General features: G+C 51.1%; 42 protein-coding genes, 2 tRNA genes and 2 rRNA genes. 34 read left to right on the top strand and 12 right to left on the bottom strand.

The window, feature by feature from the left end; all coding sequences use genetic code 11:
- The 31 genes from JRI46_07245 to rplQ all read left to right on the top strand — a co-directional run.
- Positions 1-111, top strand: a 111-nt coding sequence (locus tag JRI46_07245) for an elongation factor Tu (protein MBW2039374.1), incomplete at its 5' end; no start/stop codon positions are given.
- Between the two features lie 13 nt (positions 112-124).
- Positions 125-433, top strand: coding sequence for a 30S ribosomal protein S10 (rpsJ, locus tag JRI46_07240; protein MBW2039373.1), 309 nt, complete (start codon positions 125-127; stop codon positions 431-433).
- A gap of 121 nt (positions 434-554) precedes the next feature.
- Positions 555-1,226: a 50S ribosomal protein L3 gene (gene rplC, locus JRI46_07235; protein ID MBW2039372.1), complete on the top strand. Its 672-nt coding sequence runs from the start codon at positions 555-557 to the stop codon at positions 1,224-1,226.
- Positions 1,227-1,239: 13 nt separating this feature from the next.
- Positions 1,240-1,863: a 50S ribosomal protein L4 gene (rplD, locus tag JRI46_07230; protein MBW2039371.1), complete on the top strand. Its 624-nt coding sequence runs from the start codon at positions 1,240-1,242 to the stop codon at positions 1,861-1,863.
- A complete protein-coding gene (gene rplW, locus JRI46_07225) occupies positions 1,860-2,150 on the top strand; it encodes a 50S ribosomal protein L23 (protein ID MBW2039370.1) in 291 nt (96 codons plus the stop codon). The genes rplD and rplW overlap by 4 nt, the downstream gene beginning before the upstream one ends.
- Before the next feature lie 18 nt (positions 2,151-2,168).
- Positions 2,169-2,993: a 50S ribosomal protein L2 gene (gene rplB, locus JRI46_07220; GenBank protein ID MBW2039369.1), complete on the top strand. Its 825-nt coding sequence runs from the start codon at positions 2,169-2,171 to the stop codon at positions 2,991-2,993.
- Positions 2,994-3,122: 129 nt separating this feature from the next.
- Positions 3,123-3,410 (top strand): 30S ribosomal protein S19, encoded by a 288-nt coding sequence (gene rpsS / locus JRI46_07215; GenBank protein MBW2039368.1) that lies wholly within the window; start codon positions 3,123-3,125, stop codon positions 3,408-3,410.
- Between the two features lie 14 nt (positions 3,411-3,424).
- The gene (gene rplV / locus JRI46_07210; GenBank protein MBW2039367.1) at positions 3,425-3,757 is read left to right on the top strand and encodes a 50S ribosomal protein L22; all 333 of its coding nucleotides are present in this window, start codon (positions 3,425-3,427) and stop codon (positions 3,755-3,757) included.
- 17 nt (positions 3,758-3,774) lie between these two features.
- Positions 3,775-4,431, top strand: coding sequence for a 30S ribosomal protein S3 (gene rpsC, locus JRI46_07205; GenBank protein MBW2039366.1), 657 nt, complete (start codon positions 3,775-3,777; stop codon positions 4,429-4,431).
- Positions 4,432-4,444: 13 nt separating this feature from the next.
- Complete coding sequence (gene rplP / locus JRI46_07200; GenBank protein MBW2039365.1) at positions 4,445-4,858, top strand: 50S ribosomal protein L16; 414 nt, start codon at positions 4,445-4,447, stop codon at positions 4,856-4,858.
- Positions 4,858-5,043, top strand: a complete 186-nt coding sequence (rpmC, locus tag JRI46_07195) for a 50S ribosomal protein L29 (protein ID MBW2039364.1) — start codon at positions 4,858-4,860, stop codon at positions 5,041-5,043. Before rplP ends, rpmC begins: the two co-directional genes overlap by 1 nt.
- 9 nt (positions 5,044-5,052) lie before the next feature.
- Positions 5,053-5,316, top strand: coding sequence for a 30S ribosomal protein S17 (rpsQ, locus tag JRI46_07190; GenBank protein MBW2039363.1), 264 nt, complete (start codon positions 5,053-5,055; stop codon positions 5,314-5,316).
- Positions 5,317-5,325: 9 nt separating this feature from the next.
- The gene (rplN, locus tag JRI46_07185; GenBank protein ID MBW2039362.1) at positions 5,326-5,694 is read left to right on the top strand and encodes a 50S ribosomal protein L14; all 369 of its coding nucleotides are present in this window, start codon (positions 5,326-5,328) and stop codon (positions 5,692-5,694) included.
- 17 nt (positions 5,695-5,711) lie between these two features.
- The gene (locus tag JRI46_07180) at positions 5,712-6,026 is read left to right on the top strand and encodes a 50S ribosomal protein L24 (protein MBW2039361.1); all 315 of its coding nucleotides are present in this window, start codon (positions 5,712-5,714) and stop codon (positions 6,024-6,026) included.
- A gap of 21 nt (positions 6,027-6,047) precedes the next feature.
- Positions 6,048-6,587 carry a 50S ribosomal protein L5 gene (gene rplE, locus JRI46_07175; protein ID MBW2039360.1) on the top strand — a complete coding sequence of 180 codons (540 nt, stop codon included), beginning with the start codon at positions 6,048-6,050 and terminating at the stop codon, positions 6,585-6,587.
- 12 nt (positions 6,588-6,599) lie between these two features.
- Positions 6,600-6,785, top strand: a complete 186-nt coding sequence (locus JRI46_07170) for a type Z 30S ribosomal protein S14 (protein MBW2039359.1) — start codon at positions 6,600-6,602, stop codon at positions 6,783-6,785.
- Between the two features lie 18 nt (positions 6,786-6,803).
- Entirely contained in the window at positions 6,804-7,202 is a 399-nt protein-coding gene (gene rpsH, locus JRI46_07165; protein ID MBW2039358.1) for a 30S ribosomal protein S8, read from the top strand.
- Between the two features lie 19 nt (positions 7,203-7,221).
- Complete coding sequence (rplF, locus tag JRI46_07160) at positions 7,222-7,758, top strand: 50S ribosomal protein L6 (protein ID MBW2039357.1); 537 nt, start codon at positions 7,222-7,224, stop codon at positions 7,756-7,758.
- Between the two features lie 9 nt (positions 7,759-7,767).
- Positions 7,768-8,133, top strand: coding sequence for a 50S ribosomal protein L18 (locus JRI46_07155; protein MBW2039356.1), 366 nt, complete (start codon positions 7,768-7,770; stop codon positions 8,131-8,133).
- 182 nt (positions 8,134-8,315) lie between these two features.
- Positions 8,316-8,816: a 30S ribosomal protein S5 gene (rpsE, locus tag JRI46_07150; GenBank protein MBW2039355.1), complete on the top strand. Its 501-nt coding sequence runs from the start codon at positions 8,316-8,318 to the stop codon at positions 8,814-8,816.
- A 2-nt stretch (positions 8,817-8,818) separates the two neighbouring features.
- Entirely contained in the window at positions 8,819-9,001 is a 183-nt protein-coding gene (gene rpmD, locus JRI46_07145) for a 50S ribosomal protein L30 (protein MBW2039354.1), read from the top strand.
- A gap of 1 nt (position 9,002) precedes the next feature.
- Entirely contained in the window at positions 9,003-9,440 is a 438-nt protein-coding gene (gene rplO, locus JRI46_07140) for a 50S ribosomal protein L15 (protein MBW2039353.1), read from the top strand.
- Positions 9,440-10,750: a preprotein translocase subunit SecY gene (gene secY, locus JRI46_07135; protein MBW2039352.1), complete on the top strand. Its 1,311-nt coding sequence runs from the start codon at positions 9,440-9,442 to the stop codon at positions 10,748-10,750. The genes rplO and secY overlap by 1 nt, the downstream gene beginning before the upstream one ends.
- Positions 10,751-10,767: 17 nt before the next feature.
- Positions 10,768-11,412 (top strand): adenylate kinase, encoded by a 645-nt coding sequence (locus JRI46_07130; protein MBW2039351.1) that lies wholly within the window; start codon positions 10,768-10,770, stop codon positions 11,410-11,412.
- 155 nt (positions 11,413-11,567) lie between these two features.
- Positions 11,568-11,795, top strand: a complete 228-nt coding sequence (gene infA / locus JRI46_07125) for a translation initiation factor IF-1 (protein MBW2039350.1) — start codon at positions 11,568-11,570, stop codon at positions 11,793-11,795.
- 25 nt (positions 11,796-11,820) lie between these two features.
- On the top strand, positions 11,821-11,934 hold the full coding sequence (gene rpmJ / locus JRI46_07120; protein MBW2039349.1) for a 50S ribosomal protein L36: 114 nt from the start codon (positions 11,821-11,823) through the stop codon (positions 11,932-11,934).
- Positions 11,935-11,945: 11 nt separating this feature from the next.
- Entirely contained in the window at positions 11,946-12,317 is a 372-nt protein-coding gene (gene rpsM / locus JRI46_07115; protein MBW2039348.1) for a 30S ribosomal protein S13, read from the top strand.
- A 9-nt stretch (positions 12,318-12,326) separates the two neighbouring features.
- Positions 12,327-12,719 (top strand): 30S ribosomal protein S11, encoded by a 393-nt coding sequence (gene rpsK, locus JRI46_07110; protein ID MBW2039347.1) that lies wholly within the window; start codon positions 12,327-12,329, stop codon positions 12,717-12,719.
- 1 nt (position 12,720) lies between these two features.
- Positions 12,721-13,350: a 30S ribosomal protein S4 gene (rpsD, locus tag JRI46_07105; GenBank protein ID MBW2039346.1), complete on the top strand. Its 630-nt coding sequence runs from the start codon at positions 12,721-12,723 to the stop codon at positions 13,348-13,350.
- Between the two features lie 36 nt (positions 13,351-13,386).
- Positions 13,387-14,412: a DNA-directed RNA polymerase subunit alpha gene (locus JRI46_07100; protein ID MBW2039345.1), complete on the top strand. Its 1,026-nt coding sequence runs from the start codon at positions 13,387-13,389 to the stop codon at positions 14,410-14,412.
- A 9-nt stretch (positions 14,413-14,421) separates the two neighbouring features.
- A complete protein-coding gene (gene rplQ / locus JRI46_07095) occupies positions 14,422-14,841 on the top strand; it encodes a 50S ribosomal protein L17 (protein ID MBW2039344.1) in 420 nt (139 codons plus the stop codon).
- Here rplQ and JRI46_07090 read toward each other — a convergent pair.
- The 6 genes from JRI46_07090 to JRI46_07065 form a co-directional block, all read right to left on the bottom strand.
- Positions 14,836-15,318, bottom strand: coding sequence for an adenosine-specific kinase (locus JRI46_07090; protein MBW2039343.1), 483 nt, complete (start codon positions 15,316-15,318; stop codon positions 14,836-14,838). The two genes, rplQ and JRI46_07090, sit on opposite strands and share 6 nt — an antisense overlap.
- A gap of 133 nt (positions 15,319-15,451) precedes the next feature.
- The gene (locus JRI46_07085; protein MBW2039342.1) at positions 15,452-16,432 is read right to left on the bottom strand and encodes a hypothetical protein; all 981 of its coding nucleotides are present in this window, start codon (positions 16,430-16,432) and stop codon (positions 15,452-15,454) included.
- Positions 16,433-16,600: 168 nt separating this feature from the next.
- Positions 16,601-17,587: an NAD(P)-dependent glycerol-3-phosphate dehydrogenase gene (locus JRI46_07080; protein ID MBW2039341.1), complete on the bottom strand. Its 987-nt coding sequence runs from the start codon at positions 17,585-17,587 to the stop codon at positions 16,601-16,603.
- 123 nt (positions 17,588-17,710) lie between these two features.
- On the bottom strand, positions 17,711-18,673 hold the full coding sequence (locus tag JRI46_07075; protein MBW2039340.1) for an HD domain-containing protein: 963 nt from the start codon (positions 18,671-18,673) through the stop codon (positions 17,711-17,713).
- 365 nt (positions 18,674-19,038) lie between these two features.
- On the bottom strand, positions 19,039-19,800 hold the full coding sequence (gene cobS, locus JRI46_07070) for an adenosylcobinamide-GDP ribazoletransferase (GenBank protein MBW2039339.1): 762 nt from the start codon (positions 19,798-19,800) through the stop codon (positions 19,039-19,041).
- A gap of 28 nt (positions 19,801-19,828) precedes the next feature.
- The gene (locus JRI46_07065; GenBank protein ID MBW2039338.1) at positions 19,829-20,551 is read right to left on the bottom strand and encodes a hypothetical protein; all 723 of its coding nucleotides are present in this window, start codon (positions 20,549-20,551) and stop codon (positions 19,829-19,831) included.
- A 318-nt stretch (positions 20,552-20,869) separates the two neighbouring features.
- Here JRI46_07065 and JRI46_07060 point away from each other — a divergent pair, with 318 nt between their 5' ends.
- The 3 genes from JRI46_07060 to JRI46_07050 all read left to right on the top strand — a co-directional run bounded on the left by JRI46_07060 (position 20,870) and on the right by JRI46_07050 (position 22,894).
- Complete coding sequence (locus JRI46_07060; protein MBW2039337.1) at positions 20,870-21,388, top strand: zinc ribbon domain-containing protein; 519 nt, start codon at positions 20,870-20,872, stop codon at positions 21,386-21,388.
- A gap of 129 nt (positions 21,389-21,517) precedes the next feature.
- Positions 21,518-22,291: a TatD family hydrolase gene (locus tag JRI46_07055; GenBank protein ID MBW2039336.1), complete on the top strand. Its 774-nt coding sequence runs from the start codon at positions 21,518-21,520 to the stop codon at positions 22,289-22,291.
- A gap of 21 nt (positions 22,292-22,312) precedes the next feature.
- On the top strand, positions 22,313-22,894 hold the full coding sequence (locus JRI46_07050; protein ID MBW2039335.1) for a cysteine hydrolase: 582 nt from the start codon (positions 22,313-22,315) through the stop codon (positions 22,892-22,894).
- Between the two features lie 139 nt (positions 22,895-23,033).
- On the opposite strand, the gene JRI46_07045 is transcribed toward JRI46_07050, so the two are convergent.
- From JRI46_07045 to JRI46_07020, 6 genes are all read right to left on the bottom strand, one after another.
- Positions 23,034-23,399 carry a DUF5615 family PIN-like protein gene (locus JRI46_07045; GenBank protein MBW2039334.1) on the bottom strand — a complete coding sequence of 122 codons (366 nt, stop codon included), beginning with the start codon at positions 23,397-23,399 and terminating at the stop codon, positions 23,034-23,036.
- Position 23,400: 1 nt separating this feature from the next.
- Positions 23,401-23,625 carry a DUF433 domain-containing protein gene (locus JRI46_07040; GenBank protein MBW2039333.1) on the bottom strand — a complete coding sequence of 75 codons (225 nt, stop codon included), beginning with the start codon at positions 23,623-23,625 and terminating at the stop codon, positions 23,401-23,403.
- Between the two features lie 176 nt (positions 23,626-23,801).
- Positions 23,802-23,876, bottom strand: a tRNA-Cys gene (locus JRI46_07035).
- Between the two features lie 2 nt (positions 23,877-23,878).
- A tRNA-Gly gene (locus JRI46_07030) sits at positions 23,879-23,953 on the bottom strand.
- Between the two features lie 72 nt (positions 23,954-24,025).
- Positions 24,026-24,140, bottom strand: a 5S ribosomal RNA gene (gene rrf, locus JRI46_07025).
- Positions 24,141-24,225: 85 nt separating this feature from the next.
- Positions 24,226-24,715: ribosomal RNA gene (locus JRI46_07020) — 23S ribosomal RNA — on the bottom strand; the annotation flags it as partial.

Genomic DNA, 24,715 nt, shown 5'->3' with positions numbered 1-24,715 from the left:
CTGCAGGTGGAGTTGATCACACCTATTGCCCTGGAGAGGGAGTTGCGGTTTGCCATCCGGGAGGGTGGCCGCACAGTAGGGGCAGGCGTGGTCACCGAGATCATGGAGTAAGGGGAGGCCGAGGATGGCCAACAACAGGATAAGGGTTTGCCTCAAGGCATACGACCACAAAGTGCTTGATCAATCGACCAAAGAGATCGTGGATGCGGTGAACAGGACGGGGGCACGTGTGGCAGGCCCCATCCCACTTCCCACCAAGATCAACAAGTTCTGCGTCCTAAGATCACCTCATGTAGACAAAAAATCGAGAGAACAGTTTGAGATCAGGACCCATAAGAGACTCCTCGACATCCTCGAGCCAACCCAGCAGACAGTGGATGCCCTCATGAGGTTAGAGCTTGCTGCCGGGGTCGATGTGGAGATCAAGTTATGATGTGCCACAGGCACATCTCTTTGGGGGCCACAGGCCCCCAAACCCCCCGAAGAGGAATTTCCTTATCGGGGGTTTCATGGGGTCGCAGACCCCCTGAAGAAAACGATCGGAGATCGTTTCCATGCTAAGGGGTATCATCGGACAAAAGTTGGGGATAACGCAGGTCTTCACCGAAAATGGCACTGTCGTGCCTGTAACTGTCATAGAGGCAGGCCCCTGTGCTGTCGTCCAGATCAAGACTAGGGAAAAAGAGGGGTATAACGCCCTCCAGCTTGGCTTCATGGAGAAAAGACCTCAAAGAGTCAATCGCCCCTTATCAGGGCATTTTCAAAAGAGTGGCAAGGGTCCTTTTTATGCCCTAAAGGAGTTCCGGGTGGACGAGGTAGGGGAATATAAATTGGGGCAGGAGATAACCCTTGATGTCTTTAAGGTAGGTGATTTCGTCGATGTGACCGGTACCAGCAAAGGGAGGGGCTTTACCGGGGTTATGAAGCGGCACGGCTTCAGCGGTGCCCCTGGCTCCCATGGGACCCATGAACACTTTAGGCATGGCGGTGCCATCGGTGCCGCAGCTACCCCGTCCAAGACCTTTAGGGGAAAAAAGATGCCTGGACACTTCGGCAACAGTAGGATTACCATACAAAATCTAAAGATCGTAGATTTAAAACCGGGGAGAAACCTCCTCTTGGTAAAAGGGGCCGTCCCTGGCTCGGCCAACTCCATTGTGGTCATCAGGGAGGCCAAAAAGAAGGGGGTTAAGAAAGAAGAACAAGGGGCAGCCGAAAAGGGCTAAAAGGGAAGAGGGAATGGCTACCTGCGAGGTCTACAATCTAGCAAAGGAGAAGGTGGGGAAACTGAAGTTAAAAGACCACATCTTTAAGGCCCCGATCAAGCGCCATCTCTTCTATGAGGTGGTCAAGTGGCAATTGGCCAAGAGGCGTCAAGGGACCGCCTCTACCAAGAATCGCTCGGCGAAGAGAGGTGGGGGACGGAAGCCCTGGAGACAGAAGGGAACGGGAAGGGCGCGAGTTGGGACCATCAGGTCTCCCTTGTGGCGGGGGGGTGGTGTTGTCTTCGGCCCCCACCCCAAGGACTACAGCTACCCCCTCCCCAAAAAGGTCCGCCGAGCTGCCCTACGCTCAGCCTTAAGCCTCCGCTACCAAGAGGGCAAATTCACCCTCCTCGAGGACCTTTCTCCCCCCGAGATAAAGACCAAGGCCTTTGTAAACATAATGGAGGACTTGGGGATCAAAAACGCCTTGATCGTGACCGATGGGGAGAATCTCAATTTGGAGAGGTCCGCCAAAAACGTACCCTGGGTCAAGGTCTTAAGATGTGAGGGGCTCAATGTATTTGATATTCTCAAATACGAACATCTGATCATCCTGAAGCCGGCCATCGAGAGGATTGAGGAGAAGCTGAAGGGATGAGGGATACCTATCGGGTAATCAAGAGGCCCCTGATCACTGAGAAGGCGAATATCCTCAAGGATGAGGAGAACAAGGTCGCCTTCATCGTGGATAGAGAGGCAAACAAGCTGGAGATAAAAGAGGCGGTAGAGCGCCTTTTTAAGGTGAAGGTTTTAAAAGTAAACGTCTCCACTATGAAAGGGAAACCCAGAAGGATTGGACGCAGCATCGGAAAGCGGCCCGATTGGAAAAAGGCGGTGGTCACCCTGAAACCTGAGAACCGCATTGACTTCTTTGAGGGAACTTAAACGGAGGAGAGCTTATCCATGAGCGTCAGAAAATATCAACCTACATCCCCGGGTAGGAGGTTTCAGATGGTCTCCGCCTTTGAGGAGATCACCCGTGTTGAACCAGAGCGCAGCCTCTTGCGCCCTTTAAAAAAGAGTGGTGGGAGAAACTGTTACGGGAGAATGACCACCAGGCACAGAGGGGGTGGGCGCAAGAGGATGTACCGGGTGATCGACTTCGTGAGGAGGGACAAGACTGGGGTCTCAGCCAAGGTGGCAGGGATCGAGTATGACCCAAACCGCTCCGCCAGAATCGCCCTATTGTACTATGCCGATGGTGAAAAGAGATATATCCTCGCCCCCCTAGATCTAAAGGTGGGTGATGAGGTCACAACAGGGGAGGATGTAGACATCAATCCCGGAAACGCCCTCCCCCTGAAAAATATTCCTTTGGGTACCCTCATCCACAATGTGGAGTTGAAGATAGGAAAAGGGGGGCAGCTAATCAGGAGTGCGGGAGGATATGGACAGATTATGGCAAAAGAGGGGAAGTATGCCCACATAAGGCTCCCCTCGGGGGAAGTAAGGCTTGTACATCAAGAATGCTACGCCACCATCGGACAGGTAAGCAACATAGATCATGAAAACATCTCACTTGGAAAGGCGGGCAGGTCCAGATGGCTGGGGAAGCGCCCCCATGTGAGGGGTGTAGCCATGAACCCTGTAGACCACCCCCTAGGCGGGGGGGAAGGAAAGAGCTCTGGGGGGAGGCACCCCGTAAGCCCTTGGGGGCTTCCCACCAAGGGGTATAAGACCAGGAGAAATAAGACTACCGATAAATACATCATTAAAAGGAGAAAATGATGGGCAAAGCCCATCTCTCTGGGGGCAAAGCCCCCAGACCCCCAATAAGGAAAATACCTTTGGTGGTTTCAGGGCCGATGCATCGGCCCTGAAGAAAACGATCGGAGATCGTTTTAAGCAGGAGGAGTTGTGGCACGTTCTCTAAAGAAAGGGCCATATGTCGAACCCAGCCTTTTAAGGAAGATCCTGAAGACCAAAGAGGGCAGGAGCGACAAGGTGATCAAGACCTGGTCGCGCAGGTCCACCATCACCCCTGAATTGGTGGGGTTGACCATAGCGGTCCATAACGGAAAAAAATTCATCCCCGTCTTCATCACCGAGGAGATGGTGGGCTATAAGCTAGGTGAGTTTGCACCTACCCGTACCTTTTACGGCCATGCCGGGGATAAGAAGACCAGGGTCAAGGGCAAGAGATAGAGGTTGGAGGTAAGATGGAGGTCACGGCTAAAGTAAGATATGTAAGGACATCCCCTCGGAAGACCAGGTTGGTGGCAGATCTGGTTAGGGGTAAAAAGGTGGAGGAGGCCTTGAACATATTGGCCTTTACCAATAAGGCCTTTGCAAAGAAACTGACCAAGCTGATCAACTCCGCCGTGGCCAACGCCCAGCATAATACCAACATGGATGTAGACGCCCTCTGGATCAAGAGGATCTATGTAGATGGTGGTCCTACACTTAAGAGATATATGCCCAGGGCTATGGGCAGGGCCACCATGATCAGAAAGAGGACCAGTCATATAACGGTGGTCTTGGATGAGAAATAAAAAAGGGAGGTGATGGTTTGGGGCAAAAGGTCCATCCCATTGGGTTTAGATTGGGAACCATTAAAGGTTGGAGTTCCAAATGGTTCGCGGAAAAGAATTACGCCACCTTATTGCGTGAAGACCTGACCATCAGGGGTTACATCAAGACCAAGCTCTACCATGCAGGGGTCTCCAAGGTGGAGATAGAAAGAGTTGCAAACAAAGCGAGTAAGACAAAGGTAAATATCTATACCGCTAGGCCGGGGATCATCATCGGCAAAAAGGGAACGGAGGTGGAGAATTCAAAAAACGAGCTCCAAGCCTTGACGAAAAAGGAAGTCATCATCAATATCAAGGAGATCAGAAAGGCCGAGATAGACGCCCAACTGGTGGCAGAGAACGTGGCATTCCAGTTAGAGAGGAGGGTGGCCTTCAGGAGGGCGATGAGGCGTAGTGTTACCTCTGCACTAAAATTGGGGGCGCAGGGGATAAAGATCGCCTGTGCGGGGAGATTGGGAGGAAGGGAGATGGCCCGCCGGGAGTGGTACAGAGAGGGGAGAGTCCCTTTGCATACCATTCGTGCGGACATTGACTACGGATTTGCCGAGGCCAAGACCACCTACGGGGTGATAGGGGTAAAGGTCTGGATATTTAAAGGAGAGGTGCTATCCCCTCGAGAGGTTACTACCTCTTAAACGGTGAAACAAGATGCTAGCGCCTAAAAAGACCAAATACCGTAAACAACAGAAGGGAAGGATGAAAGGTAGGGCCTGGGCAGGGACAGAGCTCAACTTTGGCGACTTCGGCATGCAGGCCCTGGAGGGCGGGTGGATAACCAGCCGCCAGATAGAGGCGGCCCGTATTGCCATGACCCGCTTCATAAAGAGAACGGGGAGGATCTGGATCCGCATCTTCCCTGATAAGCCCATCGTCAAGAAACCGGCCGAGACCAGGATGGGGAAGGGGAAGGGGAACGTAGAGGGATGGGTGGCCGTTGTGAAATCAGGCCACATCCTATACGAGATGGAGGGCGTCGCTGAAGAGAGGGCAAGGGAAGCCTTTAGGCTTGCATCGCATAAACTCCCCATCGCCACCAGGTTTGTGGCCCGGGAGGAGGCATGATGAGGGCGAGGGAACTGCAGGAATTGAGCATCGATGAGCTATTGCAAAAGGAGAAAGACCTAAAGGAGGAGTTTTTCAACCTCAGGTTCCAGCACGCCACCGGCCAACTGGAGAATGTCATGCGGCTGTCCCAGGTCAAGCATGATATCGCCAGGGTCAAGACCATCCTACGCGAGAAGGGATAGAGGGGAAAAGTGAAAAGGCGGGGGATTAGAAAGAGGGAGATAGGTATAGTGGCCAGCGACAAAATGGGCAAGACGGTGACCGTAAAGGTGGAACGCCTAGTCCGGCACCCCGTATACAAGAAATATATCAAGCGTTACACCACATATAAGGCCCATGATGAGGAAAATAGATGTAATGTCGGCGACAAGGTCTTGATCGTGGAGACCCGCCCCCTCAGCAAGACCAAGAGGTGGAAGGTAAAAGAGATTATCGAAAAGACGCCGGAGATCTAAGGGATAGTTATGATCCAGATGAGGACCGTTTTGGATGTGGCCGACAATTCAGGGGCGAGAAAGGTCGGCTGTATAAAAGTCTTGGGGAGCTCGAAAAGAAAATACGCCTCTTTGGGCGACATCATTGTGGTCTCGGTAAAGGATGCCGTCCCCAACTCCAAGATAAAGAAGGGTGATGTAGTGAGGGCCGTGGTTGTGAGGACCAGAAAGGGGGTAAGGAGGCCTGACGGTTCCTATATAAAGTTTGACGACAATTCGGCCGTTTTGATCAACCAGCTCAATGAACCCATTGGCACACGGATCTTCGGCCCTGTAGCCAGGGAATTACGGGCGAAGAGGTTCATGAAGATCATCTCCCTGGCACCGGAGGTCCTTTAAGACAAGGTATGGGAAAGATAGCAGTCAAGAAAAATGACACTGTGATGGTGATCGCGGGCAAGGAGAAGGGCAAGTCGGGGAAGGTGCTCAAGGTCCTCCCCAAAAAGGGCGCGGTGATCATCGAGCGCCTCAACTTCGTCAAGCGACACCTCAGGCCTGGTGCTGGCCATGGGCAAGGAGGCATTGTGGAAAAGGAGGCCCCAATCCATATCTCCAACGTCCAACTGCTTTGCAGAAAATGCAACCTCTCCACCAGGACAGGAAAGAAGATCTTGGAGGACGGGAGGAAGATCCGGATCTGCAAGAAGTGCGGTGAGGCCATTGACGAATAGGCCTTCATGGGGTAAGTGGCGATGTCAAAGATGAGGGAATTTTATCAAAAGGAAGTAGTTCCAACCCTGATGAAGCGTTTTAATTACAAAAACATCATGCAGATCCCCAAGTTGGAGAAGATTGTCATCAACATGGGGCTGGGGGAGGCCATCCAAAACATCAAGATTCTCGACTCTGCCATGGAGGAGATAGCCGTCATCACGGGGCAGAGGCCGGTCATCACCAAGGCCAAGAGATCCATTGCCCAGTTCAAACTAAGGGCTGGTATGCCCATTGGCTGCATGGTGACCCTGAGGAAGGAGAGGATGTATGAGTTCTTCAACAGGCTCATCAATGTGGCCCTACCGAGGGTAAGGGATTTCCGTGGAGTCTCCCCACATGCCTTTGATGGAAGGGGTAATTACGCCCTGGGGATCAAGGAGCAGATCATCTTCCCGGAGATAAATTATGATAAAATAGATAAGATCAAGGGTATGAATATAATCATCGTGACCACAGCCAAGAAAGATGAGGAGGGAAAGGAACTCCTCAGGCTTATGGGTATGCCTTTTAGGAGTTAAGGAGGTTTCACCGTGGCGAGAACGGCCCTCATTGTCAAGGCCCAGCGGCCTAAAAAATTTAAGGTAAGGGAATACAACAGATGCCCTATTTGCGGTAGGGCCCGGGCCTTTCACAGAAAGTTCAATATGTGCCGCATATGTCTGAGGAAATTTGCCCTGCAAGGAGATATCCCAGGCGTTATCAAGTCCAGTTGGTAGCATTTCAGGAGGGAATTTATGAGCATGACCGACCCAATAGCTCACATGTTGACCAAGATACGCAACGCCATTATGGCCAAAAAGTCGGAGATGGAGGTTCCCTCTTCTAAATTGAAGTCAAGAATAGCTGAAATCCTCAAGAAAGAGGGTTATATCAAAGATTATGAGGTTATTAACGATAATAAGCAGGGGATTCTCAAAATATACCTCAAATACGACGCTAATAAGCAAGGTGTAATCACCAACTTGCAACGGGTAAGCAAACCCAGCCGCAGGGTCTACGTGGCCAAAGATGAAATCCCATCCGTGTTGAGCGGATTGGGAATAGCGATCCTCTCCACCTCCAGGGGCGTGATGACGGACCGCGCTGCCCGCAAGGCGGAGGTGGGAGGGGAGGTCATCTGCTATATATGGTAGTTGTCAAAGGGAGGGATAGATGTCCAGGATAGGAAAGACCCCCATTCCTGTCCCCCAAGGGGTAGAGGTAAAGCTGGAGGGATCTACATTGGAGGTGAAAGGCCCCAAAGGGACCCTGTCTCATACCATACCAGAGGGCATCTTCCTCCAAACCGAAGATGGGATGATTTACGTGAAACGAAACGGTGATGCGAAAAGGGTGCGCTCCCTCCATGGATTGACCAGGACACTGATCGCCAATATAGTAACGGGGGTGACGCAAGGATTTGAAAAAAGATTGGAGATAGTGGGAATAGGATATAGGGCCAACCTTCAGGGGAGGACCCTCCAATTGAGCTTGGGATATTCGCACCCAGTGACCTATTCCCTTCCAGAAGGTATAGAGGTGGTGATGGAGGGACAGACCAAAATCACGGTGAAGGGGATTGATAAACAAAAGGTCGGACAGGCGGCTGCTGAGATAAGGGGATTCAGAAGGCCCGAACCCTATAAGGGAAAGGGGATCAGGTATGCTGGAGAGCAAATCCGCAGAAAGGCGGTTAAGGCCAAAGGTTAAGGGAAAAAGGTGGGGACCACAAAGAGATTGACAGGAAGGTTGAGGAGGAAACAAAGGGTCAGAAAAAAGGTGAGGGGAACCGAAGGGCGCCCTCGTCTCACTGTATATCGTAGCCTGAGGCATATCTATGCCCAAGTCATCGTCGATGCCACAGGAGAGACCCTGGCGTCAGCCTCCACACTAAGTAAGGAGTTAAAGGGCCAATTGAAAAATATGGGCAACATAGAGGCGGCCCAGGCCGTTGGTGAACTATTGGCACAAAAGGCCTTGGAGAAAGGGGTCAGGAAGATAGTCTTTGATCGTAATGGGTTCCTTTACCACGGCAGGATAAAGGCGTTGGCAGAGGCTGCACGCCAGAAAGGTCTGGAGTTTTGAGATAGGCCTTTGGCCTGTATCTCTGGGGACGTAGCCCCCAGACCCCCTAAATAGGTATTCCTTTTTTAAGGGGTTTCAGGGGGCAATAGCCCCCTGAAGGAAGACCGAAAGTAACCTTGAAGGTTGAGGCAATATTCAATGTTCCTTAATACACATGTATTTTCACGGTAAAGGAGAAGATATTGGAGAGGATAGATCCCACTGAGCTGGAGTTGACCGATAGGGTCGTCCACATCAGCAGGGTGGCCAAAGTAGTGAAGGGGGGGCGAAGGTTTCGTTTTAGCGCCTTGGTAGTAGTGGGAGATGGTAAAGGTATCGTGGGGAGCGGTTTGGGGAAGGCCCATGAAGTCCCTGAAGCCATCCGAAAGGGGATCGAGTTGGCCAAGAAGACCCTTATGAGGGTCCCCATTATCACTGGAACCATACCCTATACGGTCATCGGAAGATTCGGTGCGGGCAAGGTCATCTTGAGACCGGCCTCTGAGGGAACAGGGGTAATCGCTGGGGCAGTGGTAAGGGCAGTGGCTGAAGCAGCGGGGATACAAAACATCCTGACCAAATCCTTGGGTTCGAATAACCCACACAACCTGGTCAAAGCCACCTTTGAGGGCCTAAAACAGCTTAAGACCCCGGAGGAGTTCGCCAAAAAACGGGGGCAAGAGGTGGGAGAGATCTTGAGATAAAGATGGCCAAGGGATACTTGAACGTAAAATTGGTCCGCAGCGGCATAGGGCGTCCCCGAAAGCACCGGGAGGTCCTGAGGGGAATGGGCTTGACCAAATTGAACAAGGTGGTGGTCTTGAAGGATACCCCAGAAACATGGGGGATGATCAAAAAGGTCTCCCACCTTGTGAAGGTGATAGAATAATATGCTGGGTCAACTAAGGCCGCCCTCTGGGGCGAGGAAAAGACCGAAACGTGTGGGAAGGGGCCCTGGTTCTGGTCACGGAAAGACGGCAGGCCGGGGCACAAAGGGTCAAAAGGCACGCAGCGGTGCTGACGTCCCCCTCGGTTTTGAAGGGGGGCAGATGCCCCTGCAGCGACGTCTGCCCAAAAGGGGCTTCAGGAATATATTCAAAAAGCGATTTGCCTTGGTCCATCTCAGAGAACTAAACCGTTTTTCAGAGGGTGAAGTAGTGGATGTCGAGGCATTGCGACAAGCTGGGCTGGTCAAGAAGGTCTATGACGGGGTGAAAATATTGGGAGATGGCGAGCTAAAGGTCGCCTTAACAGTCAGGGTCCATAAATTTACCAAGTCGGCTCAAGAGAAGATCGAGGCAGCTTCGGGAAAGGTCGAGATGATCTAATGATAGGAGCCATCGGCAATATCTTCAAGATACCAGAGTTAAAGAAACGTATTTTTATCACCCTGCTGCTTCTGGCAGTCTATCGGGTGGGATGTTTCATCCCTACCCCGGGGATCGATCAGGAGGCCCTCGCCTCCTTCTTCCTCCAAACAGGGGGGACCTTGCTCGGCTTCTTCGACATGTTTGCTGGAGGTGCTTTGAAACGATTTTCCGTCTTTGCCCTGGGTATCATGCCCTATATCAGCGCCTCCATTATCCTACAACTGCTAACGGTGGTGATCCCCTATCTCGAGCGCCTGCAAAAAGAAGGGGAGATAGGCAGGAGAAAAATCATCCAGTACACGAGATATGGGACGGTCATCCTGAGCATCATCCAGGGGTTTGGCATTGCCGTGGGATTGGAGGGAATGAAGGGGGCAGGGGGGGAACTGATAGTCCTGCATCCAGGCTGGTCTTTTCGTCTCATGACGGTAATCACCCTGACCGCTGGTACATCCTTTCTGATGTGGCTGGGGGAACAGATCACCGAGAGGGGAATCGGCAACGGGATCTCCCTGATCATCTTTGCAGGGATTGTGGCAAATATGCCCGCTGCAGTGGGAAACACCTTTCGGCTGATGAGTACAGGGGAACTGGGTGCCATCCTCATATTGGCCGTCATAGTCCTGATGGTCGCTGTCGTGGCCCTCATCGTCTATGTGGAGACAGCCCATCGCAGGATACCCGTCCAGTATGCCAAAAGGATCATAGGGAGGAGGATGTATGGGGGGCAAAGCACCCACCTTCCATTGAAGATCAATACCTCGGGCGTCATCCCCCCCATCTTCGCCTCCTCTATCATCATGTTCCCCGCCACCATCGCCAACTTTGTAAATCATCCATGGATGCAGGCCATTGCCCAGAGCCTGTCCCCTGTCAATTTGATCTATAACCTCCTCTACGTGGGTTTCATCATCTTCTTCTGCTACTTTTACACCGCCGTGGTCTTCAACCCAGTGGATGTAGCTGACAACATGAAGAAGTATGGTGGATACATCCCCGGTATCAGGCCGGGGAGGACTACCGCCGATTATATCGACCGGGTCCTCACCAGGATCACCCTAGGCGGGGCCATATACGTGTCTGGAGTGTGTGTCTTGCCCTCCATCCTGATAGCCAACTTCAATGTGCCCTTTTACTTCGGGGGGACTGCCCTGCTCATTGTGGTAGGGGTAGCCCTGGACACCACCCAACAGATAGAGTCCCATATGCTGACCAGGCACTATGAAGGGCTGGTAAAGGGAGGGAGGGTAAAAGGCCGTCGCAGATAAAAAGGGAGGCAGGAACAATGAACTTAATCCTATTAGGTCCGCCCGGCTCCGGCAAGGGTACCCAGGCCCAGATGATGCTGGAAAAGTACCATATCCCCCAGATATCCACCGGAGATATCCTCAGGGCAGCGGTGAAGGGGGAAACCCCCCTTGGGATAGAGGCAAAAAGATATATGGACCAGGGAAAATTGGTCCCGGATGAGGTAGTGGTGGGCATCGCCAGGGAGAGGCTCAAGGCCTCAGACTGCAATGGGGGGTTCATCTTAGATGGCTTTCCCCGCACCCTCCCCCAGGCCGAGGCCCTGGATGCCACCTTGAATGCGATGGAGAGGGGAATAGACCACGTCGTAAGCATAGAAGTGGACAAAGATGAGTTGATAAGACGCCTAACGGGCAGAAGGACTTGCCGAAGTTGTGGGGCCATGTATCATACCATCTTCGACCCTCCAAAAAGGGACGGGATATGTGACAAATGCGGAGGGGAGCTTTACCAACGGGACGACGATAAGGAGGAGACCATCAGGGCCAGGCTACAGGTCTACGAAAAGCAGACCTCTCCTTTGATTGAGTACTATCGAAAAAAGGGGCTTTTGCGGTCCATTGATGGGGCGGGACAGATAAAGGAGATCTTTCAGAGAATAGAAAAAACCATTGAGGGATAGTAAAAGTTTAGCCATTTGAAGAAATGGTTAAACTTCAATGCAAAAAGCAAATTTTAAACTGCAAAATGCAAAATTTTTTAAAAACTTCCCTAACTTTGCAGTTTACATTTTGCATTTTTCAATTTGCAATACTGTTTAGCAGTTAGGAAGTCTTGATGCCCAAAGGAGAAGCCATAGCGGTAGAAGGTACGGTCACAGAGACCCTTCCTAACGCAATGTTCAGGGTGGAGTTGGAGAATGGGCACAAGGTGTTGGCCCATATCTCTGGGAAGATGAGGATGCACTACATAAAGATCCTTCCTGGGGACAGGGTTACCATAGAGCTCTCCCCTTATGACCTCAGCAGGGGTAGGATCATCTATCGAGGAAAAAAAACCTCTTAAGGCAAGGACCAAAAGGAGGGTTGAGATGAAGGTGAGATCCTCAGTGAAAAAGATCTGTGATAAGTGTAAGATCATTAAAAGAAAAGGTGTAATAAGGGTCATCTGTGTAAACCCTAAACATAAACAGAGGCAAGGTTAGAGGAGGGGAAATTGCCCAGGATCGCAGGAGTTGATTTACCAAAAGACAAAAGGGTAGAAATTGCCCTCACCTATATCTACGGTATTGGCCGTTCCGCTTCCCAGAAGATCTTGAAGGAGGCCGATGTCGACTGGGACAAAAGGGCTGGGGAATTGACTGAGTCGGAGGTGGTCAAGATAAGGGGGATCATCGATAGCAACTATAAGGTGGAGGGAGAGTTGAGAAGGGAAGTGGCCATGAACATCAAGGGGCTCATGGATCTAGGCTCTTATCGTGGCCTGAGACATCGCCGATCCCTTCCGGTGAGGGGGCAGAGGACCCATACCAATGCCAGGACGAGAAGGGGGCCTCGAAGGGGAGTAATCGGAAAAAAGAAGAAATAGGGGGAATTTATGGCTAAAAGAGGGCAAAAGGGTGGAAAAAAGAAGGTAAAAATGAATATACCTTCGGGAATTGCCCACATCCAGGCTACCTTTAATAACACCATTGTGACCATCACCGATGAACAGGGAAATACCATTGCCTGGGCCAGTGGGGGCACTCAGGGGTTTAAGGGATCGCGCAAAGGGACACCCTTTGCCGCACAACTGGCTGCAGCGGCTGCTGTAAAGAAGGCCATGGAGTATGGGATGAAGGCGGTGGATGTCTACGTGAAGGGGCCTGGGTCGGGAAGGGAGGCGGCCTTACGTGCCCTCCAGGCTGCGGGGTTCAAGGTCCATATGATCAGGGATGTCACCCCCATACCACACAATGGCTGCAGGCCTCCAAAGAGGAGGAGGGTGTAAAGTGGCTAGATATAGGGAATCAGTTTGTCGCCTGTGTCGTCGGGAGGGAATAAAGCTCTTCCTGAAGGGGGAGAGGTGTTATGCAGATAAGTGCGCCTTTGAGCGCCGGGGTTATCCACCTGGGCAACATGGTCAAGGTCGGATCAAGTTCTCCGAGTATGGCATCCAACTGAGGGAGAAACAAAAAATTAAAAGGATATACGGCTTATCGGAGAGGCAGTTTCACAACTACTTTGAAAAGGCTGATAAACAAAAGGGGATTACGGGGACAAACCTCTTGATCCTCTTGGAGCGCCGACTTGACAACACGGTCTACAGACTGGGCTTTGCAAGCTCCCGCCAGGAGGCGCGAGAGTTGGTGGGACACGGCCACCTTCTGGTCAACGGACGCATGGTAGACATCCCCTCCTACCTTTTGAAACCCGGTGATGTCATCAATGTCAAGGAAAAAAGCAAGGGTATGGAGAGGATAAAAGAGGCCTTAGAGGGGGTGGCTAGGAGGGAAATGCCGTCATGGCTGGAGTTGGAAAAGGATAATTTCAGGGGGATCGTCAAGGGATGGCCCAATCGGGAGGAATTGACCACCCCTCCCATCCAGGAACAACTCATCGTGGAGCTATACTCCAAATAGAGATTCCAGTAAAGCTCAGGAGGGAATTTAGAGACAATGGAGATAAAGGAGAAGAATTGGAAGGCCTTGATCAGACCCAAAAGGCTTGAGGTCGATGAGGAGACCTTAAGCGATTATTACGGTAAATTCTATGCTGAACCCCTGGAGAGGGGTTTCGGGGTGACCTTGGGAAACTCCTTAAGGAGGATCATGCTGTCATCCATTCAGGGGGCGGCCGTAACGGCGGTGAAGATAGGTGAAGGCCTGCATGAGTTCTCCGTATTGCCTGGTGTAAAGGAGGATGTGACGGAGATCATCCTCAATCTGAAGGAGGTGGTCTTCAAGCTCCACACTCCCGGTCCCAAGACAGTCAGGATAGAGGCGGAAGGGGGAAAGGAGGTCACAGCGGGAGGCATCATTCCCGATGCCGATGTAGAGGTGGTAAATCCACAGCACCACATCGCCACCCTCGATAAGGGGACCACGTTAAAGATGGAGATGACGGTGAAGACGGGAAAGGGGTATGTTCCCGCCGAAAGGAACAAAGAGGAGGACATGCCTATTGGGACCATCCCCATAGATGCCATCTTCACCCCCGTAAAAAAGGTGAACTATACAGTGACCAATGCGCGCGTGGGACAGATCACCGATTATGACAAACTCACCCTCGAGGTCTGGACCAACGGCAGTGTGAAACCCGATGATGCCGTGGCCCTAGCAGCCAAAATCCTCAAGGACCAATTGAACATATTCATCACCTTCGAGGAACCCCCTGAAGATCTATATAGTGAGGATGATGAAGAAAAAAGAAAAAGGGAACAAGAGGAGCTGCGCGAGAAACTGGCCAGGAGCGTGGATGAACTCGAGCTGTCGGTCAGATCCGGCAATTGTCTTAAAAACGCCGACATCCATTATATAGGGGAACTGGTTCAGAAGACCGAACAAGAAATCCTTCAAACCAAGAACTTCGGTAGGAAATCCCTTAACGAGATAAAAGAGGTCTTGATAAGTATGGGCCTCCACCTGGGGATGAAGACAGGGGAATTCACACTCCCTGAAAAGCAAGAAGAGGAAGAGGACTAAGGGGGAGGGATGCGACACCGAAAGGTGGGGAGGAAACTCAACCGGACCACAAGCCATCGCCTGATGATGCTGCGCAATATGGTCACCTCCCTCTTTGAACATGAACGGATTGAGACCACCGAGGCCAAGGCCAAGGAGTTGCGCAGGCTGGCCGAACGCCTCATCACCTTAGGGAAAAGGGGAGACCTACACGCCCGTCGTCAGGCCCTGAGGATAACCAACAGCAAAAAGGTGGTTCAAAGACTCTTTAACGAGATCGCACCCCGCTTTACAGAGAGGAAAGGGGGGTGCACCCATATCTTCAAAACCAGGAATCGCCCGGGTGATGGAGCAGCCCTCGCCATCATCGAGCTGATCCCCACAGAGGGGAAAGAAGAAAAGGCGAGCAAAAGGCCTGCCAAGAAAAAGGCCTCCAAGAAAAAATCATAACTTATAGCCGAAATCACGCAGCAGGTTTTTCCTCCAGTTCACCCCTTCTTCATCCTCGATGCCTTTAGGGGGCACGCCATCTATCACCCCTAGAATCCCCCTTCCCTGATCTGTCTGAGCGATGATCACCTCTACAGGGTTGGCGGTGGCACAGTAGATGGTACACACCTCCTGACACATCTTGATGGCATTCAAAAAGTTTATGGGAAAGGCACCTTTCACCACAACGATAAAGGTGTGACCAGCCGCCACCTCGGAGGCATTTTTCTCGGCGACTTTGACAAAGTCTGAGTCGTTTCCCTCCGATCTAATAAGGCAATGTCCTGATGACTCACAAAAGGCAAGACCGAATTTTGCCTCCGGCGCCCCAGTAACCATCACTTCGTAGAGATCCTCCACCGTCTTGATAAAATGGCTCTGTCCTAAGATGATATTGGCCCCCTCAGGGACCTCTAACCTCACCGTCTTGATCTCCATAGCGTCCTCCCACCTCTAACTATTTTTAAACAAAGGGGACCCCCTTAGCCATGTTGCATCCGAACCCCATGAGAAACCTCTCCTTGTCAGCGTTGCCAAGACATAGCCCAAGGAGATCAGGGCTTGGGGCTCCCTAACACTGAGACATCCAGAGTTCGTAGATCTTTTTCAACACCTCTTCCTTTTTCTTTAACATCTGGGCCTTGGAATTGGTGTAAACGGTTCCGGCAGCCGCCCCTTTATGGCCATCCCCAATGTTCAGCTCTCTCATGATCTCCCCGAGGTCCTTTTTATGCTCCTGATTGTTCAAGTTGATGCTAAGGGACATGGCAAACCCCAGATTGGTGGTTTTGACCCCTCTGTCGTAGAGATTGTGGATTTCCAGGACAGCCAAGGCCTGAGGATAGAGGAGGTAGGCGAGATTTTTGATGATCTCGGGGCGCCGATTGTGCCGTGTGAGGTCAATAACAATCATCTCTTCTCGCTGATCATTGGGTAGAAAGGAAGAATCCTCCTGAATGAGCTTGAACATTTTGTCCTCTTCCCCTCTGTAACGTTTAATCCTCTCCCGTACCTTGGGAAGAACCAGCACCTCTTCCAGGGGAAGATCTCGCACCCATCTGACCAGTTCCCTCATATAGCGATGTTTTTCGCGCAGGGTGGGACTGCTCGCTTTAAGGGAAAAGTCCACCAATTTCCCCGGGGTCTCCTTGCGCCACTCCTCTATGCTGCGATAGTTAAAACTGTCGATGACGTCCGTCTCCTCCACGGTCTGTTTAAAATAGGTGGGCAGTGATACCCCCTTCTCGTAAAGGTACTCATACACCACCCTGCTACAGCTATCCCTGAGGGCAAACCTCCCCGCAATCTCTTCCACGGCGATATTTCTATATGCCAAGTCCTGCAGATTCCCCTCATGGTGATCAAACCAGAGGCCACAGAGCAGAGGATATGGAAGGTCGCACACTATGTCCTTTTCTGAAACGGAAATCTCTCCTCTGATAATGGTATTGGGTCCAGCGAACTGGATATCCTTGATCTGAAAGACATAAGAGCAGATGGCAGCGCTTACCACCCCATCCATGTCATTATGGGTGATGATCCTCTCGTACATCTTGCTCCAACAGATGTCTTTTATTGGCGGGGATCCTATTCCCCCTTCACACATAACACTCATCGGGGTTTGTCATCACCCACGCCCATGAAAATACCGCCCTCTCTTATTCGAACGTCACTTTGACACGATAAAATTATATTATCCAAAAATTTTTATTGTCAATAATCAAACCATGAATCGATATACGGCCTCGCGCGGATCTCCCCCCTGATAAAGGACTCGGTAAATTTGCCCCACAATAGGGAGTGCCAATGCAAACCTTTCGCCCGCCTTGTAGGCAACCTTGGTGGCCCTGATCCCCTCTATCACCTGCCCTATCTCCCTTTGGGCCTCTTCTATGGACTGTCCCCGCCCTATCCTCTCGCCGAACCTCCTGTTGCGGCTATGTTCGCTTGTACAGGTGACGATGAGGTCTCCTAACCCCGAAAGTCCCATAAAGGTGAGGGGGTGGGCCCCAAGGGCACTTCCCAGAGTCGAAAGTTCCTCTAAACTCTTGGTGATGACCGAAGCCTTGGTATTCACCCCCATTTTCAGACCATCGCAGATCCCTGCCCCTATGGCAAAGACGTTCTTGAACACCCCTCCCAACTCCACCCCTGCCAAGTCCTCATTGACATAGAGCCTAAAGAAGGGGGTCTCCAAGATCTCCTTGGCCTTCTGGGCGTAGATGGGCTCCCTGGAGGAAATCTCCACCGCCGTGGGAAGCTTGCGGGCCAACTCTGAGGCAATAGAGGGCCCAGAAACGGCCACGATCCCATCTCTCAGCTCGAGAGAAAGCTCACTCTCGATGACTTGGGACATCCGCAGCCCCGTCTTCACCTCCATCCCCTTGGCAAAGTCGACGATAATGGCCTCTGGGGAGAAGTGAGGGACCACACGTCTGGCTACCTCTCTTACAGCATGGGAGGGAACAGCCAAGGCGATGATCTCTGCCTCTCTTAGGGCCTCGGCGATCTCCAATGAGACGTCGATCTCTTCGGGGATGTAGTGCCCGGGTAGATACCGGGGGTTTTCCCTTCCCTCCATGATGGCCTCGGCCACATCTTCCTCCACCGTCCATAGGGTAACGCGGTGTCCCTTCTCCCACATCATCAAGGCCAAGGTCGTCCCCAAATTGCCCGCCCCCAAGATGGCCATCTTACATCTGCCCATCTATCCCCTCCTCAATGGCCTCCCAGCTTATCAAAATTGGGTGCATAAATCAAACAGAGAGGAGATAAAGGTAAACTTATGCTCTGGGAAAAGAAAGATGAGAAAAAATTTTTGGTGGGGAGATCAGAAGGTTATCTTCTCGTCCGCGATCCTGTCCACGACATCAAAGACCTCTTCACGACGGACAGGCTTCTCTAAGTAGGCAAAGGCACCCAGGTTTTCGGCCTCTTTCCTCATCTCCAGGTTGCTATATGCGGACATGAGGGCTACACGAATGGAGGGGAAATCCCCCTTCACAGAACGAAGGAGTTCAAATCCATCTGTCCAAGGGAGGCAGATATCGGCCAGGATCAGGTCATATCCTTCGTTGCGCACCGCTTGAGTGATAACAGATGAATTAAACCCTTTCCCCAACCGGATGTGATCCATTTCATCTATCAACTTAAAGAGGAGATAAAACTGTTCTATATCTCTCTCCACGATGAGGATGGAGACGAGGTGATCTCTGTCAAACTTGAGATATCGGAAGAAGGCATCAACTACCTGGGGGTCAAACTGGGTACCTGCACTCTTTTTAAGCTCCAGGCAGGCACGCAGGTGGGAGAGGGGGGTATTATAAGGCCTTATCCGCGTCATGGCCTCATAGGCATCGGCCATAGCCAAGATCCTTGAGAACAGGGGTATGTCCTCTCCGCGAAGACCATCAGGATACCCGGTCCCGTCATACCGCTCATGATGCCCCTTGATAATCGGCAAAACATCCCTCATCTCCTCTATTGAGGAGAGGATCTCCACTGCCGAGGATTGGTGGTTTCTCAGGAGGTTCAAGGCTTGAGACCTCAACTTTCCATTTCCATTCAGTATCGTATCCGGGACCACCAATTTGCCTAGGTCATGTAATAACGAGGCCCACTTAAGCAGTTCTGTCTGCCCATTTTCAAATCCCATATATTGTGCGATCTTGAGGGAATAGTACATCACCTTTTTCGAATGGCGATACGTTGATTCGTCCTTCAACCTCAAGGCGGTCAAAAAAGACCTTACTATTCCCTCAAAAGCCATATCTCCTGTCACTTCTACCCTCATGCCGTCCTATCATATTTTATACATATTTTATGCCAGCTCAGGCAGCCCTCTCCCCATTGTAAAAATACTGAGAAATTCTCTTATTGGAAGAGGTAATGTAAAAGAGGGCTCACGTAAAAAGGAAAAAAGGACGACATTTCGTCACTTTGGGTGACATTTTGCGTCACCAAAGGGCCAATCCTTGACCTTTTATTGGAGGAAAGGGGTCTATTGTGGCACCTTATTAGGAAGCAGAGACACTTTTTCGCAATTGAACCGTTATCCTTTCAGGGAACAAGTCAATAATGTTGAGATAACCATGATCCTGGCCCAAGCGGGAGATCCCTTCAGGGGCACCCCAGGACAAAGGCCAAGGTGATGTAGCCTCATATGCCTCTCAGCAGGGCCACCAGGGTAGCCAAAGAAAGGATTTCGGCTAGTTCCCCTGCTGCCCCCATGACATCGCCGGTTATCCCCCCTATCCTCCTGACAAAGTAGTGGCCAAGGGCGTAGGCAAAGACCCACACCAGCGCCATCGTCCCTGCTCCTGCTAATCCATGGGTAAGAATAGAGATCAGCAGGGCTGTACCCGTGGCCCACCAAAAATCTCTTGGACTGAGGTAGCTCGCAAAGACCGCCCCTGTCCCCTCCCCTCGGACATAGGGGAAGGACCACGTCAAGTAGACCATGGACCATCTCCCCAAGGTCGGAAAAAGGAGGAGAGATAGCGAACTTTCGCCTTCGATCAGTTGACTGATGAGGAGATACTTGGCCATTAAGGTCAGCACAAGCCCTATCACCCCAAAGGTCCCTACGTGACTGTCCCGCATGATCTTCAAGATCTCCCTCTTGTCTCTCCCCCCACCCAGACCATCGAGGGTGTCGGCAAGGCCATCCAAGTGAAGTCCACGGGTAGCTATGGTCAGGACCGATAAGAGGAAAAGCGCATTCACCGCCGGGGCAAAGGCGGCCCCAAAGCTATAGGCGCATGACCAAAGAAGGGCACCTAGCAAAAGACCCACCAGGGGGAAAAGGGCCATGGAGCTGCCCAGTTCTTCCTTGCTCATCCCTTCTCTCACCACCAAAGGGAAGATGGTGAGAAAGGAGATGGCGGCCACAAACCTCCTACTCAAGGAAATTTCTCTCATTTCATCCTCCTTCCCCAAAAGGCGGCCCTCACCTCCCCAGTGGACAAAAGTGTTCTAACCCCATCAGCTTGGCCACACCAGCAATGGTCACTCCATAAAAGAGGACCGGTTTGTCTATGAGAAACTGACTCAACGTCCCGTTTACCACGGTAGTGCCCGTGACCACGGCCAGATCACACCAAGCGAGGTCCTCGCCTGTCCTGTTAGGACCCTCGATAAGCACCCCAAACCTCTCCTTCCCGATATTCCCCCCATCAAGATCGGTAATCCTGATCTCAAAGTGCTTCGCCAAGACCTCTGCCATGCGCGGCTGCATCCCGACCAGGGCAACCTTAGGAGAACCGTATTTCCTTTGGATATGGCTCAACAGTTCATGACTACAGCGAGGGGGGTCCGCATCCTTACAATGTATCGTCCCCCCCACAACCCCCAGATACCTTGCCATGGCATTTAGAGAGGAGATGAAAATAGCCCGACGATAGTTATTCTTCAACTCCATCTCCAGGACCTCTGACAGGGGCCCTGAGAACTCGCCGTACATATCGGTATAGGCCTGCCCAACAGAGCCGCGGAACTCGGCCTGCATAAGTCGCTCTCTACCCTTGAGCAGGGGATAGTCACCCTCCTCGGGGTTTCCTATCGCCTCTTGCGGGGTGAGGGGAAAGGCCTTAATCTGGATCTCCTCTTGGCCGAAACCCCTCTCCTGCACCATCTTTCTAAACCATCCCCTTATTTTTTGGTAAATATCGATTGCCATACTTTCATCCTTTTTTAGGTTCTTCTCCAAAAAAGTTGCCAAAAAGGGTCTAAGGATTCACTCATAGGGTTCTAGGGGCCCAGGGTTCTAGTAAAAAATCCCTCGAATCCTTGAACCCTGAAACCTTCGACCAATGAGAGTGACCCCCAACTCCTTTCAACTCCACCAACTAAATGGGTGAAGATCCAATTACATTAATCTCCTAGAAAACCCACCCTTTTGTCAAGGCCAAATGGATGATACCAGCAGGATAGTTTGACATCCCCTAATCGGTTTGATATAAAGACTCAAAAATCTTCTCAGGAGGCAAGTATGAAGTGTCCTAAATGCGGAAAGGAAATCTCCCCGGATGATCTCTTTTGCAGGAATTGTGGGGAAAGGATAACCCCACCAGATGAAGGAGCGGCAACAAAACCCCCTTTCTTTACCCGATTGTCCCGAAAACAACTCTTCATAGCAGGGGGGGGAGTGTTGGCCCTGATTATCATCATCGCCCTCCTGCTGACCATCCTCCCTGCAGGGGGAAAAAGGAAAGGGGCAACAAAACCCACGGGGCTGGGTGAGGAACTCACCGTTGAAAAGAGAAAGCTCGGTGAGGAAATTGGCCCCAATGCCGTTTATGGAAAGGTTGTCGCTGCCCAAATTGGGGCCACCCGCAGGGGAACGATAACGGTAAAAAGCCTTCATACCGGTAAGGTATATACCTTTTATGTGGGACGACGTACCAGCTACTCCCCTTATCGTTACCCCTACACCGGTGAGAAGGTCAAGGTGTTTTACCTCCATGACCGGGGTTTTATGAAGGCAACGCAGGTGCAGATGCAACAATGAGTAGTTAATATACCTCACTCGCTACCTGTAACCATCATTTATATATATCTGAGTAAAGCATTAAGTCCATATAACAATGGATTACTCCCAGGAGAGAGTATGAATGCTGGCGGGGAGCCAAAGGAAGGTATGTTGGTGGATACCCATGCCCACCTCGATATGCCTGAATTCGCGAGGGACCTCCCCCTAGTAATCCAACGGGCGAAACAGGAGGGTATATTTACTATTCTGACGGTAGGGACCGAACCCGAAAGCTGTCGAAGGACGCTGGAGATCGCTGAGGCATACAAAGGCATCTTTGCCATCTTGGGCGTCCACCCCCACCACGCCGCTGATGTGCAGGAAGGAGATCTGGCCCACCTAAAGGATATGGCTCATCATGAGAAGGTAAGGGCCTGGGGTGAAGTCGGCCTTGATTTCTACCGGAACCTCTCTCCCCCAGAGATCCAACAGGAGAGATTCCGCCAGCAGATAACTATAGGGAAAGAACTGAGGCTACCTCTGGTCATCCACAGCCGCCAGGCTACAAAGGAGACCCTCAAGATCCTTCAGGAGGAAAGGGCACAGGAGGTGGGAGGGGTGATCCACTGTTTTTCCGGGGATGAGGAGACGGCCAAGATATATCTGGAGATGGACTTCTATATCTCCATCTCAGGGGTTATTACCTTTAAAGGGGCACACGTGCTGCGCGAGGTGGTAAAAAGGCTCACCCTGGATAGGATACTTCTGGAGACCGATGCCCCATTTCTTGCACCTGTACCACATCGAGGCAAGAGGAATGAGCCTGCCTATGTGAGGTTAACTGCCCAACGAATCGCCGAGATACGGAAGCTCACCCTCTCTGAGGTAGCTGCCGTCACCACAGATAATGCCCGCCGGGCCTTTAATCTAGACAAACTATAACATAGAGGAGGACTTCAAAACATGCAAGCTGCAGTCATCGTCGTAGACATGCTGAAGGATAGCTTCAAAGAAGAGCACCGGCTCCCTATTACCAAGGAGGCTAAACCCATCATCCCAAGAATAAATAACCTCTTAAAAGAGGCAAGGACTTTAGGCTTACCTGTTATCTTCGCCTGTGATTCCTTCTTGCCAGATGATTTCATCTTTAAGGGAAAGATGAAACCACATTCGCTGCGGGGAACTGAAGGGGCAGAAATCATCGATGAACTAGAAGTAGGTGAAGGGGATGTGATACTGCCAAAACGAAGGTTCAGCGCCTTCTTTAAGACAGATCTGGATCAAACACTGAGGACTTGGGGCATAGATACGGTGGCTATCTGCGGGATCGCAACCAATGTATGTGTATTGATGACAGCCATGGATGCCCTTTGCCATGATTTCTCAGCATTTATCTTAGAGGACTGCTGCGCGGCCCATAAACGGGAAGTTCACGAACAGACCGTAGAAACCTATCGAAAATCCCCCCTCTATCCTCTTGCCCGCAGCATAACCTCCGAGGAGTTTCTGAGAGAGGTTGAAACGAGTAAAAGAGAGGGGAGGTGAGAACGAGGAATAAGGAGACATCCTATATTGCCTCCTGTCAAGAGAAAAGTGGGAGATAAATAAATAGCCCGCCGTTACACGCAGATAACGGCGGGGAGTTGATCGCTCACCATTACCGCAATAATGGTGAGGAGTTAAGCTATTTTACCCTTCTAATCCTAATCTTCCCGGGTTCGAGGATAATAAGATTACTTTTGAAATCAGCTTCTGAAATTTTATCAAAAGCCATGACTATTTGATGATTTTGCTCCGCTGTAGAGATCTCATTAGGGAAATGCGCAATAACAATTCCACAATGACTACCGAGAGGAAACCGCAAAAGATTCCCAAAACCTATATCTCCTGTCAAAATTATAGCCCCTTCTTTTTGCGCAAATCTAAATATCTCATCATCTCTCTTACCTCTTAAACCACAATCACGTACATCCAAGACCTCAAAGCCCTTAGCCCTTAAAACCTCCGCTGTGGATCTGGGCAAATCTTCGTCAATCAAAAACTTAAGCATCTTAACCCAAAGCTCTTACTTCTTCACCTAAAAGGTGTTTCGCAGCATAATCCAAAGCAGCTAATATGTCTTCTCTAGTTAAATCGTATTCGGCCATAACCTCTTCATAACTCATCCCACCTGCCAACTTACCAAGGATCAAATCCACAGGAACACGAGTACCCTTTATTACAGGCCTACCGAAACGAACATTTTTGTCTACTGTAATCTTTGGAGCTATCTCCATTCTAATTCCCTCCTTAAAGTCAAACTTGAAATTTCACGTCAATTATATCTCATTGACAATTTAATCTCAAATAAAACCAGCAGGACGACCTTGACCTCACTCCAGGTAGCAGATGATAACAAAATGGTAGCAAAAAAAGCGGGGTTAGGCAGAATTGCCTAACCCCTCGAAATTACTGGAGGCGGCGACCAGATTTGAACTGGTGAATAACGGTTTTGCAGACCGTCGCCTTACCCCTTGGCTACGCCGCCTCTGGAGCGGGAAACGGGATTTGAACCCGCGACTTCGACCTTGGCAAGGTCGCACTCTACCGCTGAGTTATTCCCGCCCAATCAGATTAGAGGTCAGCTCTTGAAGGCTTATCCTTCAATATCTGACCCCTTTAATTAAAAATTAACGTCCCCGGCAATGACCTACTCTCCCACCCCTCAAGGGGCAGTACCATCGGCGCTGGAGGGCTTAACTTCCGTATTCGGAATGGGAACGGGTGTTTCCCCTCCGCTGTGGTCACCGGGAACATCTCTTTACCCACTAAATAAAGTAAGCCTCAATCTATAAACCACATAGGGGCAAGGAGTACAACCCTTATCCGTAAAGTTAGTGGTCAAGCCTCTCGACCGATTAGTACCGGTTAGCTAAATCCATTACTGGACTTACACATCCGGCCTATCAACCAGGTGTTCTCCCTGGGGTCTTACCCCTGATGTTGCCATCAGGGAGGGATATCTAATCTTGAGGTGGGCTTCCCGCTTAGATGCCTTCAGCGGTTATCCCTTCCGAACATGGCTACCCAGCAGTGCGGCTGGCGCCACAACTGGTACACCAGAGGTTCGTCCATCCCGGTCCTCTCGTACTAGGGACAGCTCCTCTCAAATATCCTGCGCCCGCGGCAGATAGGGACCGAACTGTCTCACGACGTTCTAAACCCAGCTCGCGTACCGCTTTAATCGGCGAACAGCCGAACCCTTGGGACCTTCTCCAGCCCCAGGATGCGATGAGCCGACATCGAGGTGCCAAACCTCCCCGTCGATGTGAACTCTTGGGGGAGATAAGCCTGTTATCCCCGGCGTACCTTTTATCCGTTGAGCGA

The organism is Deltaproteobacteria bacterium, assembly GCA_019308925.1.
GTDB lineage: Bacteria > Desulfobacterota > B13-G15 > B13-G15 > RBG-16-54-18 > JAFDHG01.
The sequence above is the reverse complement of the archived record's forward strand: the minus strand, read 5'-3'. Positions and strand labels throughout refer to the sequence as shown.